Annotated in this window: 14 protein-coding genes; 8 read left to right on the top strand and 6 right to left on the bottom strand. The window is 72.2% G+C overall.

The annotated features are described in order from the left end of the window. Nucleotides 1-194: 194 nt before the first annotated feature. Nucleotides 195-1,319, bottom strand: coding sequence for an adenylate/guanylate cyclase domain-containing protein (locus KBY47_RS33625; protein ID WP_210927991.1), 1,125 nt, complete (start codon nt 1,317-1,319; stop codon nt 195-197). Nucleotides 1,320-1,445: 126 nt separating this feature from the next. Continuing rightward, entirely contained in the window at nt 1,446-2,315 is an 870-nt protein-coding gene (locus KBY47_RS33620) for a biotin--[acetyl-CoA-carboxylase] ligase (RefSeq protein ID WP_210927989.1), read from the bottom strand. A gap of 145 nt (nt 2,316-2,460) precedes the next feature. Between KBY47_RS33620 and KBY47_RS33615 the strand changes: the two genes are divergently transcribed. The 4 genes from KBY47_RS33615 (at nt 2,461) to KBY47_RS33605 (ending at nt 5,182) form a co-directional block, all read left to right on the top strand. Further along, complete coding sequence (locus tag KBY47_RS33615; RefSeq protein ID WP_210927987.1) at nt 2,461-4,065, top strand: acyl-CoA carboxylase subunit beta; 1,605 nt, start codon at nt 2,461-2,463, stop codon at nt 4,063-4,065. Nucleotides 4,066-4,110: 45 nt separating this feature from the next. After that, entirely contained in the window at nt 4,111-4,320 is a 210-nt protein-coding gene (locus KBY47_RS33610; protein WP_210927985.1) for an acyl-CoA carboxylase epsilon subunit, read from the top strand. Between the two features lie 71 nt (nt 4,321-4,391). Beyond that, on the top strand, nt 4,392-4,520 hold the full coding sequence (gene mmpB, locus KBY47_RS37120; protein WP_282108475.1) for a morphogenic membrane protein MmpB: 129 nt from the start codon (nt 4,392-4,394) through the stop codon (nt 4,518-4,520). 44 nt (nt 4,521-4,564) lie between these two features. Further along, complete coding sequence (locus KBY47_RS33605) at nt 4,565-5,182, top strand: nucleoside triphosphate pyrophosphatase (protein WP_210927983.1); 618 nt, start codon at nt 4,565-4,567, stop codon at nt 5,180-5,182. On the opposite strand, the gene KBY47_RS33600 is transcribed toward KBY47_RS33605, so the two are convergent. Further along, a complete protein-coding gene (locus tag KBY47_RS33600) occupies nt 5,154-5,612 on the bottom strand; it encodes a hypothetical protein (RefSeq protein ID WP_210927981.1) in 459 nt (152 codons plus the stop codon). The two genes, KBY47_RS33605 and KBY47_RS33600, sit on opposite strands and share 29 nt — an antisense overlap. Nucleotides 5,613-5,959: 347 nt before the next feature. Between KBY47_RS33600 and KBY47_RS33595 the strand changes: the two genes are divergently transcribed. After that, entirely contained in the window at nt 5,960-7,732 is a 1,773-nt protein-coding gene (locus tag KBY47_RS33595) for a biotin carboxylase N-terminal domain-containing protein (RefSeq protein ID WP_210927979.1), read from the top strand. An 86-nt stretch (nt 7,733-7,818) separates the two neighbouring features. Here the strand turns inward: KBY47_RS33595 and KBY47_RS33590 are convergent, their stop codons facing one another. Together KBY47_RS33590 and KBY47_RS33585 are read right to left on the bottom strand one after the other, a co-directional pair. Next, entirely contained in the window at nt 7,819-8,784 is a 966-nt protein-coding gene (locus tag KBY47_RS33590; RefSeq protein WP_210927977.1) for a DeoR/GlpR family DNA-binding transcription regulator, read from the bottom strand. 167 nt (nt 8,785-8,951) lie between these two features. After that, nucleotides 8,952-10,400 carry an NAD(P)H-quinone dehydrogenase gene (locus tag KBY47_RS33585; RefSeq protein ID WP_210927975.1) on the bottom strand — a complete coding sequence of 483 codons (1,449 nt, stop codon included), beginning with the start codon at nt 10,398-10,400 and terminating at the stop codon, nt 8,952-8,954. A 96-nt stretch (nt 10,401-10,496) separates the two neighbouring features. Here KBY47_RS33585 and KBY47_RS33580 point away from each other — a divergent pair, with 96 nt between their 5' ends. From KBY47_RS33580 to KBY47_RS33570, 3 genes are all read left to right on the top strand, one after another. Next, on the top strand, nt 10,497-10,937 hold the full coding sequence (locus KBY47_RS33580; protein WP_210927973.1) for a gamma-glutamylcyclotransferase: 441 nt from the start codon (nt 10,497-10,499) through the stop codon (nt 10,935-10,937). Nucleotides 10,938-11,030: 93 nt separating this feature from the next. Next, nucleotides 11,031-11,855 carry a purine-nucleoside phosphorylase gene (locus tag KBY47_RS33575; protein WP_210927971.1) on the top strand — a complete coding sequence of 275 codons (825 nt, stop codon included), beginning with the start codon at nt 11,031-11,033 and terminating at the stop codon, nt 11,853-11,855. Nucleotides 11,856-12,325: 470 nt separating this feature from the next. Then, nucleotides 12,326-13,957 (top strand): phospho-sugar mutase, encoded by a 1,632-nt coding sequence (locus tag KBY47_RS33570; protein ID WP_210927969.1) that lies wholly within the window; start codon nt 12,326-12,328, stop codon nt 13,955-13,957. Between the two features lie 83 nt (nt 13,958-14,040). Here the strand turns inward: KBY47_RS33570 and KBY47_RS33565 are convergent, their stop codons facing one another. Further along, entirely contained in the window at nt 14,041-14,745 is a 705-nt protein-coding gene (locus KBY47_RS33565; protein WP_210927967.1) for a PH domain-containing protein, read from the bottom strand. Between the last annotated feature and the right edge of the window lie 87 nt (nt 14,746-14,832).

The following is a 14,832-nucleotide window of genomic DNA, read 5'->3' as shown; positions in this document are numbered from 1 at the left end:
GCTCCCGCCACGACCCCGACCACGGCCACGGCCGCCCCCGGCCCGGACGACCCGCCCGCGCCCTCCACCACACCCCCGCCGTCACCGGCACCCGCCCCGTCACCCGCCGGCGACGACGGTCCGGACCTCTGCATCCCCCTCATCGGCCTGTGCCTGGACACACCGCTGTGACCGGGACGGGCGACGGCGAGGCGCTACGACCCGCCGTCCCGCCGCATCAGCAGCCACGGCTCCACCACGCCAAGACCACGCACCGGCCGCTGCCACATCGGCTGGAGCGCGAAGCGGTACGTCGGCGGCTCCTCGCCCTCCTTCTCCGCCGCGGCGACGGCCTCCGCCGCCTCCGTCTCCGAGGCGGGCGCCTCCCCGCTGCGGATCAGCTCCTCGGCGAAGGCGCTGTCGACGAGCACCGCGTCGCGCGGGGCTATGGAGGTCAGCCGGGACGCGAGGTTCACGGTCGTACCGAAGACATCACCCATACGGGTGGTGACCGTGCCGAAGGCGATCCCGACGCGCAGCTCCGGCATGGTCTCGTCGTTCGCCATGGTCTCGATCAGCCGCAGCGCGATCTCCGCCGCGACCCCGGCGTCGTCGGCGCTGTAGAGCACCTCGTCGCCGAGGGTCTTGATCAGCCGTCCGCCGCGCGCGGCGACCAGATCGGCGGCCGTGGTCTCGAAGGCCTCGACCAGCTCGCCGAGTTCCTCCTCCTCGAGGCGCCGGGTCAGCCGGGTGAAGCCGACCAGGTCGGCGAAGCCGACGGCGAGCCGCCGGTCGACCATCTCCTCGTCGTCCGTGGCCTGCACGACCCGCCCGGTGGCCGCGGCCAGCTGCCGCCGCCAGACATAGACGAGGAACTCCTCCAGCTCCGGCAGCAACAGCTCGACCAGCGGATACGTCACCTCGGTGCGGGTCATCCCCGGCTCCGGCGGCTCGGTCAGGCCCTCCAGGAAGGAGTCGATCTGCCAGTCGGCCAGCCGGGCGGTGGTCTGCCCGGTGGACCGGGCGACCTGCACCGCCATCGCCTCGCTGAGCAGTCCCGCCTCCACCAGACCGGCGAGCCGGCGCAGCGCCAGCACATCGGCCTCGGTGAGCGCCTTGGCCTGCCCGATGTCCGCGAAGCCCATGGCGCGCCAGAAACGGGAGGCCAGTTCCATGGAGACCCCGGCACTGCGGGCCGCCTGGAACGGTGTGTAACGCCGCTCGGCACCGAGGATGAGCTGTTCGAGACGCAGGGCGAGCGGGTCCTCGCCGGGGTCGGCGGACTTCGGCTCCATCCGGCCTTGCGCGTCCGTGCCGGAGCCCGTGTCGTCGACGGTCACGCCTGTTGCCCTTCCGATCTGCCGCGGTCAGGTATCGACCGGCCTCAACTCTACGGCAGATGTGCCGCAGCTCACTCCGTGAGGAAAGCCGGAACCACCTCGCTCACCGCCCGCGTACGTTCCTGGTCACGCCGGGCGCAGATGCACGATGTCGCCCGCTCCGACCGGCTCCCGCACCCCGTCCTCGGTGGCCAGGACCAGCCGCCCGTCGCCGTCCACCGCGACCGCCTCGCCGACGACCGCCCGCTCCCCGGGCAGCTCCGCCCGCACCAGCCGCCCCAGCGTCGCGCAGCCCGCGGCGTAGGTCTCCTGGAGCCCGCACCCGGCGGCGTCCCCGTCGGCGGACCGCCAGCGGCCGTACCACTCCTCCAGCGCCCGCAGCACCGCCCGCAGCAGCGGGTCACGGTCCGTGCTCACCGCCCCGGCCAGCGCCAGCGACCCGGCCCCCGGCACCGGCAGCTCGTCCGCGCGCAGGGTGACGTTGACGCCGACGCCGATGACGACCCCGTCGCCCCCGGCCCGCTCGGCGAGGATGCCGCCCGCCTTGCGTTCCTCGCCGCCGACCGTCACCAGCAGGTCGTTGGGCCACTTGAGGGCCGTATCGACTCCGGCGGCGCGGGACAGTCCGGTGGCCACCGCGACGCCGGTGAGCAGGGGCAGCCAGCCCCAGCGGTCGACCGGCACCTCGGCGGGCCGCAGGAAGACCGAGAAGAACAGGCCGGAGCGGGCCGGAGCCGTCCACTGCCGGTCGAGCCGCCCACGCCCCGCGGTCTGCTCCTCGGCGACGAGCACGGCCCCCTCGGCCGCCTTGCCCGCGGCGGCCAGCGCGACCAGGTCACCGTTGGTGGAACCGGTGCGCCGCACCACCTCCACCCCGGACCACAGCCCGCCCTCCCGTACCAGCCCCCGGCGCAGGGAGGTGACGTTCAGCGGCGGTCGTTCCAGGTCGGACCACCGACTGCCGTCGTTCTCGTCTGATGCATCTCGCGGCGTCATGCAAGCCAGCCTAGGTGTGGTAAATGCCGCACTGCCGATCGGTAGGCCCCCTACTACGCTACGGATGAGTAGCCGTCCCCCGTCCCGAGCACCCTTATGGGGCACCCCTTCACACACCTCTGAGCAGGCAGGGAGCAGCATCCCGATGTCCGAGCCGGAAGAGCTGGCGCAGCAGCCCGACATCCACACGACCGCGGGCAAGCTCGCGGATCTAGAGCGCCGTATCCACGAGGCGACGCATGCCGGTTCGGAACGTGCCGTGGAGAAGCAGCACGCGAAGGGCAAGCTGACGGCGCGTGAGCGGATCGCGCTGTTGCTGGACGAGGACTCCTTCGTGGAGTTGGACGAGTTCGCCCGGCACCGTTCCACCAACTTCGGCCTGGAGAAGAACCGTCCCTACGGCGACGGCGTCGTCACCGGCTACGGCACGGTCGACGGCCGTCCGGTCGCCGTCTTCTCGCAGGACTTCACCGTCTTCGGCGGCGCGCTGGGCGAGGTCTACGGCCAGAAGATCGTCAAGGTGATGGACTTCGCCCTGAAGACCGGCTGCCCGGTCATCGGCATCAACGACTCCGGCGGCGCCCGCATCCAGGAGGGCGTGGCCTCGCTGGGCGCCTACGGCGAGATCTTCCGCCGCAACACCCACGCCTCCGGTGTGATCCCGCAGATCTCGCTGGTCGTCGGCCCGTGCGCGGGCGGCGCGGTGTACTCCCCCGCGATCACCGACTTCACGATCATGGTCGACCAGACCAGCCACATGTTCATCACCGGACCCGACGTGATCAAGACCGTCACCGGTGAGGACGTCGGCTTCGAGGAGCTGGGCGGCGCCCGCACCCACAACGCCACCTCCGGCGTCGCCCACCACATGGCGGGCGACGAGAAGGACGCCATCGAGTACGTCAAGCAGCTGCTGTCGTACCTGCCGTCCAACAACCTGTCCGAGCCCCCGGCCTTCCCCGAGGAGGCCGACCTCACGGTCACCGACGAGGACCGCGAGCTGGACGTGATCGTCCCGGACTCCGCGAACCAGCCCTACGACATGCATACGGTCGTCGAACACGTCCTGGACGACGGCGAGTTCTTCGAGACGCAGGCCCTGTTCGCGCCGAACATCCTCACCGGCTACGGCCGCGTCGAGGGCCACCCGGTCGGCATCGTCGCCAACCAGCCGATGCAGTTCGCGGGCTGCCTGGACATCACCGCGAGCGAGAAGGCGGCCCGCTTCGTCCGCACCTGCGACGCCTTCAACATCCCCGTACTGACCTTCGTCGACGTCCCCGGCTTCCTGCCCGGCGTCGACCAGGAGCACGACGGCATCATCCGGCGCGGCGCCAAGCTGATCTACGCCTACGCCGAGGCCACCGTCCCCCTGATCACGGTCATCACCCGCAAGGCCTTCGGCGGCGCCTACGACGTCATGGGCTCCAAGCACCTGGGCGCCGACCTCAACCTGGCCTGGCCCACCGCCCAGATCGCCGTCATGGGCGCCCAGGGCGCGGTCAACATCCTGCACCGCCGCACCATCGCCGAGGCGGAGGCCGCCGGAGACGGGGAGGCCACCCGGGCCCGCCTCATCCAGGAGTACGAGGACGCCCTCCTCAACCCCTACACCGCCGCCGAACGCGGCTACATCGACGCCGTCATCAGGCCCTCCGACACCCGCTCCCACATCGTCCGCGGCCTGCGCCAGCTGCGCACCAAGCGGGCGTCCCTGCCCCCCAAGAAGCACGGCAACATCCCCCTCTGACGACTCTGACGACCTCTGACGACCTCTGACGACTAGGAGCCCGCTGTGACCATCAAGGTCGTACGGGGCAACCCGACCCCCGAGGAGCTGGCCGCCGCCCTGGCGGTGGTCCGCGCCCGCGCCGCGGCGGCGGCCGCCACGCCGCCCGGCGCGCCCGGCCCCCGGGACTCCTGGGCCGACCCGTCCCGCATCGCCGCCCAGCACGTGCCCCACCCCGGCCCGGCGTCCTGGAGCCGTACCTACTGGCCCGGCTGATCCGGCCGACGTCCGGGATTTGAGTACGCGTACTCAGGCGCCCGCCACGCCCCCGCCGGACCATGGCAGACATGCTGTGGTCCGACCCGGAGAACGAGCCGCCGAAAGAGCTGCGCGACATGCAGGTGATGCTGCGGCGGCTGGGTGTCTTCGTGGCCCTGGCCATGGTCCTGGCGATGATCGTCACCGGGCTGCGCTGAGCCCGGAGATGACCCCGTGAGCCGACCCCAACTAACCTGATCGCATGACTGATCAGCCGCGCCGTCGACTCGTCCTCGCCTCCCAGTCCCCCGCCCGGCTGGGGCTGCTGCGGCAGGCGGGGCTCGACCCCGAGGTGCTGGTGAGCGGGGTCGACGAGGACGCCGTCACCGCCCCCACCCCCGCCGACCTGGCGCTCGCCCTCGCCGAGGCGAAGGCCTCCGTGGTGGCCGCCAGACCGGAGGTCAAGGGCGCGCTGGTGATCGGCTGCGACTCCGTGCTCGACCTGGACGGGCAGGCCCTCGGCAAGCCCGCCGACGCCGAGGAGGCCACCGCGCGCTGGAAGGCGATGAGGGGCCGCGCGGGCACCCTCCAGACCGGCCACTGCGTCTACGACACGCTCAGCGGCCGCTACGCCTCGGCCACCGCCTCCACCGTCGTCCGCTTCGGCGAGCCGACCGACGAGGAGATCGCCGCGTACGTCGCCTCCGGGGAACCCCTCTACGTCGCCGGGGCGTTCACGCTGGACGGCCGCTCGGCGCCGTTCATCGACGGCATCGACGGCGACCACGGCAACGTCATCGGCATCAGCCTGCCCCTGCTCCGCCGGCTGCTGGCGGAACTGGGCGTGGGGATCACGGAGTTGTGGGCGCCGGAGGAGTGATCGGCTCGGTGCCGCCGGGGGCCGCGTCGGCGGGCTCCGGCGGGGCGTCGTAGGTCATCAGCAGCAGGACGACGAGCGCGAGCACGGCCACCATGAACAGGAAGGCGTGCCAGCCCACCAGCCCCCAGGTGAAGGCGCCCAGCAGCCCGTGCACCACGGCGACGCTGACCAGCAGGACGCGCCCGAGCCCGGCGGGCCGCCGGTCGCGCAGCGCCACCAGCAGGGCGACCAGCCCGCACAGCGCGAAGTACAGCCCGAAGACGACTCCGCCGATCTTCGAGGACACCGACATCACATCCGGGTCCAGGCCCGCCAGCGACATGTCCTGCCGGTCGACGACGACCCCGAGGAACCAGTTCAGCGCGGCGATGCCGAGCGCCTCCGCGAAGAGAAGGACCGCCACCACCCACGCGACCGGTCTGCGCACCACTGACCCCACCACCCTGTTACCGCGAGTACCTGACGGATTCCCGGCACGCTACTAACGGGTAAACCTCAGGACAAGGGTCCGGCCACGGGCAAAGAATCATTGGGCCATTCGTAGGGACTCCACAAAGAAACGGAGTGGGCCGCAGCACGCTCTCACAGAGACCTTGACCACACAGGCGGGCTAGGGTTTCTGGGAGCAGCCCTGCGTACCGAGGTGCGACAAGGGATTTCGCAGGTCGAGCGAGCCTCGAATCACGCTCCGTGTGGGCAAGCTCACCATTGGGGACGGGTCGAAGTGCCGTGTCGGCAGTCCCTAAACTCGGCTTGTTTCAAGGAGGGAGCCTTATCGTGCGCAAGGTGCTCATCGCCAACCGTGGCGAAATCGCTGTCCGCGTTGCCCGGGCGTGCCGGGACGCCGGTATCGCGAGCGTGGCCGTCTACGCCGACCCGGACCGGGACGCTCTGCATGTCCGCGCCGCGGATGAGGCGTTCGCCCTGGGCGGTGACACCCCGGCCTCCAGCTACCTGGACATCGACAAGGTCCTGGGCGCCGCCCGCGAGTCCGGCGCCGACGCGATCCATCCCGGATACGGCTTCCTCTCCGAGAACGCGGAGTTCGCCCAGGCCGTGCTGGACGCCGGGCTGATCTGGATCGGCCCGCCCCCGCAGGCCATCCGCGACCTCGGCGACAAGGTGGCCGCCCGGCACATCGCGCAGCGCGCGGGCGCCCCGCTGGTCGCGGGCACCCCGGACCCCGTCTCCGGCGCGGAGGAGGTCGTCGCCTTCGCCAAGGAGCACGGCCTGCCCATCGCGATCAAGGCCGCCTTCGGTGGCGGCGGCCGCGGTCTGAAGGTCGCCCGCACCCTCGAAGAGGTCCCGGAGCTGTACGACTCGGCCGTCCGTGAGGCCGTGGCGGCCTTCGGCCGGGGCGAGTGCTTCGTGGAGCGCTACCTGGACAAGCCCCGGCACGTGGAGACCCAGTGCCTGGCCGACACCCACGGTAACGTGGTCGTCGTGTCCACCCGTGACTGCTCCCTCCAGCGCCGCCACCAGAAGCTGGTCGAGGAGGCCCCCGCCCCGTTTCTCTCCGAGGCCCAGGTCGCGGAGCTGTACCGGGCGTCCAAGGCCATCCTGAAGGAGGCCGGCTACGTCGGCGCGGGCACCGTGGAGTTCCTCGTCGGGGCGGACGGCACCATCTCCTTCCTGGAGGTCAACACCCGCCTCCAGGTGGAGCACCCGGTCACCGAGGAGGTCGCCGGGATCGACCTGGTCCGCGAGATGTTCCGCATCGCCGACGGCGAGGCCCTCGGCTACGACGACCCGCCGCTGCGCGGCCACTCCTTCGAGTTCCGCATCAACGGCGAGGACCCGGGCCGGGGCTTCCTGCCCGCCCCCGGCACCGTCACCGCCTTCGCCCCGCCCTCGGGCCCCGGCGTCCGCCTGGACGCGGGCGTGGAGTCCGGCTCGGTCATCGGCCCGGCGTGGGACTCCCTGCTGGCCAAGCTGATCGTGACCGGCCGCACCCGCGCCGAGGCCCTCCAGCGCGCGGCCCGCGCCCTGGAGGAGTTCACGGTCGAGGGCATGGCCACCGCCATCCCCTTCCACCGCGCGGTCGTCAAGGACCCGGCCTTCGCCCCCGAGCTGACCGGCTCCACCGACCCGTTCACGGTCCACACCCGCTGGATCGAGACGGAGTTCGTCAACGATATCAAGCCGTTCGCGGCTCCCGCGGACGCCGAGGCCGACGAGGACACCAGTCGCGAGACGGTCGTCGTCGAGGTCGGCGGCAAGCGCCTGGAGGTCTCCCTCCCGGCGTCCCTGGGCATGTCGCTGGCCCGCACCGGCCTCGCCGCCGGGGCCAAGCCCAAGCGCCGCGCGGCCAAGAAGTCCGGCCCCGTGGCCTCGGGCGACACCCTCGCCTCGCCGATGCAGGGCACGATCGTCAAGATCGCCGTGGAGGAGGGTCAGGAGGTCAAGGAAGGCGACCTGATCGTCGTACTCGAGGCGATGAAGATGGAGCAGCCCCTCAACGCCCACCGGTCCGGCACCGTCAAGGGCCTGGCCGCCGAGATCGGCGCGTCCGTCACCTCCGGCGCCCCGATCTGCGAGATCAAGGACTGACGCACAAGCACCACAGGGCGCCCGGCGGCCGGCACAACCGAGCCCGCCGGGCGCCTTCGCGTATCAGCGCCCGCCCGCTCACCGGCTCACCTCCGCCGCAGGTCGGCGACCCTGGCCCCCCGCTCACCGCCGGGCGCCTGCTCACCGAGGCTGCGGAGGGACGGCGCCGTCCCCTGGACCTGGCCGCGACGGGGGGAGGGGAGCGGCACGTCCCGGCGCTGCTGACGCGCCGCGGCGGGCTCACCCCCCACCACGTTTCCCGAGCCGCCCTGCGGACCCGCCACGGCGATCTGGACGCCCTGGTCGGCCAGGGCCTGGAGTTCGGTGGCGGCACGGTCGTCATGGGCCGGGGGCTCATCGGTCACCAGCCGGGTGATCACATCGGTCGGCACGGTCTGGAACATGGTGTCCGTGCCCAGCTTGGTGTGATCGGCCAGCACGACGACCTCGGCGGCCGCCTGGACCAGCGCCCTGTCGACGGACGCGGAGAGCATGTTGGACGTGGAGAGCCCACGCTCGGCGGTGAGCCCGCTCCCGGAGAGGAAGGCCCGGGAGACCCTCAGCCCCTGCAACGACTGCTCGGCCCCACTGCCCACCAGGGCGTAGTTGGACCCGCGCAGGGTGCCCCCGGTCATCACCACCTCCACGCGGTTGGCGTGGGCCAGCGCCTGGGCCACCAGCAGCGAGTTGGTGACGACGGTCAGCCCCGGGACCCGAGCGAGCCTCCGAGCCAGTTCCTGGGTCGTGGTACCCGCCCCGACCACGATGGCCTCGCCCTCTTCGACGAAGCCCGCGGCGAGATCGGCGATGGCCGTCTTCTCGGCGGTCGCGAGATGAGACTTCTGCGGAAAGCCGGACTCCCGCGTGAACCCGCCCGGCAGTACCGCACCGCCATGCCGGCGGTCGAGGAGTCCTTCTGCCTCCAGTGCGCGCACGTCCCGCCGTACGGTCACTTCGGAGGTCTGGACGACGCGGGCGAGCTCCCGGAGCGACACGGCTCCGTTCGCTCGCACCATTTCGAGGATCAATTGGCGACGTTCTGCAGCGAACACGAAACTGACAGTAACCCCAACGACCGTCTGGTTTCAGCAGTTTGCGCCGAATAACAGAAGTTGTTCGCACGGTAGGGGTGGAGGTGGTATAGGGGCCTAGTCCACCCGCCTATGCCGTCCGCCCACCCCGCGACTCCCCGTGACCAGCGAAGAGTCACTTTCGGCCGTCAGGCCTCCGCGCTCGCCTTACGGGTGTGCAGCTGCCGCGCGACCTCGGCGATCGACCCCGAAAGCGACGGGTACACGGTGAACGCGTTCGCGATCTGCTCCACGGTCAGGTTGTTGTCCACGGCAAGCGAAATCGGATGGATCAGCTCGGAGGCGCGCGGCGCGACGACCACACCCCCCACCACGATCCCGGTCCCGGGCCGGCAGAAGATCTTGACGAAGCCGTCCCGGATCCCCTGCATCTTGGCGCGCGGGTTGCGCAGCAGCGGCAGCTTCACCACCCGGGCGTCGATCTTCCCGGCGTCGACGTCGGCCTGGCTGTACCCCACGGTCGCGATCTCGGGATCGGTGAACACGTTCGACGAGACCGTCTTCAGGTTGAGCGGGGCGACGGCGTCACCGAGGAAGTGGTACATGGCGATCCGCCCCTGCATGGCGGCGACGGACGCCAGCGCGAACACCCCGGTGACATCACCGGCCGCGTACACGCCCGGAGCGGTGGTCCGCGACACCTTGTCGGTCCAGATGTGCCCGGAGTCCCGCAGCCTGACGCCCGCCTCCTCCAGCCCCATCCCGGCGCTGTTGGGAATGGCACCCACGGCCATCAGACAGTGCGACCCGGCGATGACCCGCCCGTCGGCGAGCGTGACCTCGACGCGATCCCCCACCCGCTTGGCGGACTGCGCGCGCGACCGCGCCATCACGTTCATCCCCCGCCGCCGGAAGACCTCCTCCAGCACGGCGGCGGCGTCCGGGTCCTCACCCGGCAGCACCCGGTCCCGCGACGACACCAGCGTCACCTTGGACCCGAGCGCCTGGTAGGCGCCGGCGAACTCGGCACCGGTGACACCCGACCCGACGACGATCAGCTCCTCGGGCAGCTCATCGAGGTCGTACACCTGGGTCCAGTTGAGAATCCGCTCCCCGTCGGGCCGGGCATCCGGCAGTTCACGAGGATGCCCGCCAGTAGCGACGAGCACCGCGTCCGCGACGAGGGTCTCCTCACTCCCGTCAGCCGCGGTGACGACGACCTTCCGGGACCCGTCGAGGGCCTGCATGCCCTCCAGCCGCCCCCGCCCCCGCATGACCCGGGCACCGGCCCGCGTCACGGCGGCGGTGATGTCGTGCGACTGCGCCAGCGCGAGCCGCTTCACACGCCGGTTGACCTTCCCGAGGTCGACCCCCACCACCCGGGCGGCCTGCTCGATGTGGGGAGTGTCATCGGCGACGATGATCCCCAGCTCCTCGTACGACGAGTCAAAGGTGGTCATCACCTCGGCCGTGGCGATGAGGGTCTTCGACGGCACGCAGTCGGTCAGCACCGACGCCCCGCCCAGACCGTCGCGGTCGACGACGGTCACCTCCGCGCCGAGTTGCGCCGCCACCAGGGCCGCTTCGTATCCGCCGGGTCCGCCACCGATGATCACGATCCGAGTCACGTACTCCATTGTCCCGCACGCGCCACCATGCGGCCGCCCTGGGGGCCACCCAAGCGCCTTCCGTTACCGGAGTGACGCCCGTGCCCCCTGCCGTACCCTCTCCCCATGTCGCTCTACGCCGCCTACGCCGGCAATCTCGACGCGCGGCTGATGACGCGCCGCGCCCCGCACTCGCCGCTGCGCGCCACCGGCTGGCTCAACGGCTGGCGGCTCACCTTCGGCGGCGAGCACCTGGGCTGGGAGGGCGCGCTGGCGACACTGGTCGAGGACCCGGTCAGCCAGGTCTTCGTCGCCCTCTACGACATCGCCCCGATGGACGAGGAGTCCCTCGACCGCTGGGAGGGCGTGGGCCTGGGCATCTACCGCCGGCTGCGCAACGTGCGCGTCCACACCCTGGACGGCGAGGACCAGGCCTGGACGTACGTCCTCGACACCTACGAGGGCGGCCTCCCCTCGGCCCGCTACCTGGGCGAAATCGCCGACGCCGCCGAATCCGCCGGAGCCCCCCACGACTACGTCATGGAGCTGCGCAAACGCCCCTGCTGACAGCGGTCTGGTCAGAACCCACAACCAAACAGGGCCCATCCCGTGAGGTCTGTCATCTACGCGCGTAGGCCCAGACCGGCTACCCTCATCGACGTGAACGCATCTCTTCTCCCGGACGACATCCAGGGCGACCCCCACGCCGCCGCCGACGCCGCCGCCGCTCGCCTGCGCGAACTCACGGGCGCCGAGTCCCACGACGTCGCCCTCGTGATGGGCTCCGGCTGGGCACCGGCGGTCGACGCCCTCGGCGTCCCCGAAGCGGAACTCCAGGTCACCGACCTGCCCGGCTTCCCGCCCCCGGCGGTCGAGGGCCACGGCGGCAAGATCCGCTCGTACCGCATCGGCGACAAGCGCGCCCTGGTCTTCCTCGGCCGCACCCACTACTACGAGGGCCGGGGCGTCGCCGCCGTCGCCCACGGCGTCCGCACCGCGGTGGCCGCCGGCGCCAAGACCGTGATCCTCACCAACGGCTGCGGGGGCCTGCGCGAGGGCATGCGTCCCGGCCAGCCGGTCCTGATCAGCGACCACATCAACCTCACGGCGACCTCCCCGATCATCGGCGCGAACTTCGTCGACCTCACCGACCTCTACTCCCCCCGCCTGCGCGCCCTGTGCAAGGAGGTCGACCCCACGCTGGAGGAGGGCGTCTACGCCCAGTTCCCCGGCCCGCACTACGAGACCCCGGCGGAGATCCGCATGGCCCGCGTGATCGGCGCGGACCTGGTCGGCATGTCGACCGTCCTCGAGGCGATCGCGGCGCGTGAGGCGGGGGCGGAGGTGCTGGGCATCTCCCTCGTCACGAACCTCGCGGCGGGGATGACGGGCGAGCCCCTCAACCACGAGGAGGTCCTCCAGGCCGGACGCGACTCGGCGACGCGGATGGGGGCGTTGCTGGAGCGGGTGCTGGAGCGGTTGTAGCCGGTTGCGCGAGGTGCCCGGCGCGGCTGCGGACCACGGACGTTGCACACCCAGGCGCGACCGGGCGCTCGGCGCGGGTGCTGGCCGGGGCGTTGCGCAACCCGGCGCGACGGGGTGCCGCTGCGCCCACCCGTGCCGCCCTGCGGCACGACTGCCCGCAGCAGCGCGGAGACAGCACCGCAGCGAGGACAGCCGTGGGCAGCCGTGGACAGCCGTGGGCGGCGGGCGACGGCCCGCACCCGCCGTACGACGGAAGGGGACGTGTCGGGGGGTGTCCGCCCGCAGTGGTTCGCGCGGAAAACCCCGGTAGGGACCCAGTTGGCGGATCGCGCGGTTCCGAGGACGGACACCCCCCGGCGCGGCCCCGACCCACCACCGGCCGGAATGCGCTACGCACGCCACAGACCACACCGGCGGGCCGCCGCAGGCATACCGCAGTACCCACCACACACCGAGAGGTTGGACCGAACGTGCACGACGATCTCCTCGCACGGGCCCAGGCATGGCTGGCCGAGGACCCCGACCCGGAAACCCGCGACGAGCTGGCCAAGCTCATCGACGCGGGCGCCACCGCCGAACTGACCGCCCGCTTCAGCGGCACCCTCCAGTTCGGCACCGCAGGCCTCCGGGGCGAACTCGGCGCCGGCCCCATGCGCATGAACCGCTCGGTGGTCATCCGCGCCGCCGCCGGTCTCGCCGCGTACCTCAGGAAGCAGGGCACCCACAACGGCCTCGTCGTCATCGGCTACGACGCCCGCCACAAGTCCGCGGACTTCGCCCGCGACACCGCCGCCGTCATGACCGGCGCCGGCCTCAGGGCGGCCGTACTCCCCCGCCCCCTCCCCACCCCCGTCCTCGCCTTCGCCATAAGGCACCTCGGCGCCGTGGCAGGCGTGGAAGTCACCGCCAGCCACAACCCACCCCGCGACAACGGCTACAAGGTCTACCTCGGCGACGGCTCCCAGATCGTCCCCCCGGCCGACACCGACATCGCCGCCGAGATCGACGCGATCGGGACCCTCACCAGCGTCCCCCGCCCCACCACCGGCTGGGACACCCTCGACGACTCCGTCCTCGACGCCTACCTGGCCCGCACGGACGCCGTCCTCTCCCCCGGCACCCCCCGCACCGCCCGCACCGTCTACACGGCCATGCACGGCGTGGGCAAGGACGTCCTCCTCGCCGCCTTCGCCCGGGCGGGCTTCCCGGAGCCGGCCCTCGTCACCGAGCAGGCCGACCCCGACCCGGACTTCCCCACCGTCGCCTTCCCCAACCCGGAAGAGCCCGGCGCGATGGACCTCGCCTTCGCCAAGGCCACCGAGACCGACCCGGACCTGGTCATCGCCAACGACCCGGACGCCGACCGCTGCGCCGTGGCCGTCAAGGACGACGGCACCTGGCGCATGCTCCGCGGCGACGAGGTCGGCGCCCTCCTCGCCGCCCACCTGGTGGCCCGCGGAGCCCGCGGCACGTTCGCCGAGTCGATCGTCTCCTCCTCCCTCCTCGGCCGTATCGCGGCCAAGGCGGGCCTCCCCCACGAGGAGACCCTCACCGGCTTCAAGTGGATCGCCCGCGTCGACGACCTCCGCTACGGCTACGAGGAGGCCCTCGGCTACTGCGTCGACCCGGACGGCGTCCGCGACAAGGACGGCATCACGGCCGCCCTCCTCATCACGGAACTGGCCTCGGTCCTGAAGTCGGAGGACCGTACCCTCCTCGACCTCCTCGACGACCTCGCCGTGGAGCACGGCCTGCACGCCACCGACCAGCTCTCGGTCCGCGTCCAGGACCTCTCCGTCATCGCCAACGCCATGACCCGCCTCCGCGAGCACCCCCCGACGACGCTCGGGGACCTCTCCGTCACCCACGCGGAGGACCTCACCCGGGGCACGGCCACGCTCCCGCCCACGGACGGCCTGCGCTACACCCTCGACGGCGCCCGCGTGATCGTCCGCCCGAGCGGCACGGAGCCCAAGCTGAAGTGCTACCTGGAGGTGGTGATCCCGGTCCCCGACCACACCGCCCTCCCGGCGGCCCGGGCCAGGGCGACGGACCTCCTGACCGCGATCAAGCGAGACCTGTCGACGGCAGCGGGCCTCTGAGAACGCCCCACGGCGGGTCGGCCTTCAGGGCTGACCCGCCCCCGCCCCCCGTCGCTCCGGGCACCGCGGTCGAACCACCACGGTCAGAGCACCGCCAGCACGACCGCCAACAGCACCAGCCCGACCCCCGCGGGCCCCACCACCTCGTAGGCCCACCGCACGGACACCTCGCCCTGCGACCCGGCCGCCTTCTCCCGCGCCGCGAGCATCTCGCGCAGCTCGTCCATCACCTGGTCGGTCTCGGCCCGCACCGGCCCCTGATCAGCGGTGGCGGCGGCGTCCACGCCCCCGAGCCCGCCGAAGCCGCCACCGAACCCGAACCCGAACCCTCGCCTGCGCCCCTCGCCCCGGGCCTCGGCCTCCCGCCGGGCCTGCTGCCGGGCGGCCTTCTTGCGCGCCCGCAGCGACACCGGGATGGACCACAGCTGGTACTTGGTCCCGGACTTCACGACGACCTCGTTGGTGTACCCGGACCGCAGCGAGACGACCTCGCCCCACGGCAGCTCGATCACCCGGAAGGGATTGCGCACCCGCAGCCGGTCCTCACCGGCGAACACGGCGGGCCGCAGCGTGAAGGCGACCACCAGCGGCACCACGAGCAGCAGCACGGCCAGCGCCAGCCAGGGCGTGCGCCCCTCGCCGGTCACCACGGCGTCGATGCCCAGCCAGCCGATCACCGCGAGCAGCAGCGCACCGCCGACGAGTGCGGCCGGTGACCGGTAGATCCGGTCCCGGGTGCGGGGCGACTCGGGCCGCGGCCCAGGTGACTGGTCTTCGGGGGTGCTCATGCCCCCGATTCTGCACGACGCCCCGGACGCCCCTCGTCAGCGGTGGGCCCCCAGGGGGCCGCCGCCAGGGACGGAGCCGGAGGGCTG

The organism is Streptomyces sp. B93, from assembly GCF_018070565.1.
GTDB lineage: Bacteria > Actinomycetota > Actinomycetes > Streptomycetales > Streptomycetaceae > Streptomyces.
Note: the sequence above shows the minus strand (reverse complement) of the source record. Positions and strands in the feature narration are given on the sequence as shown.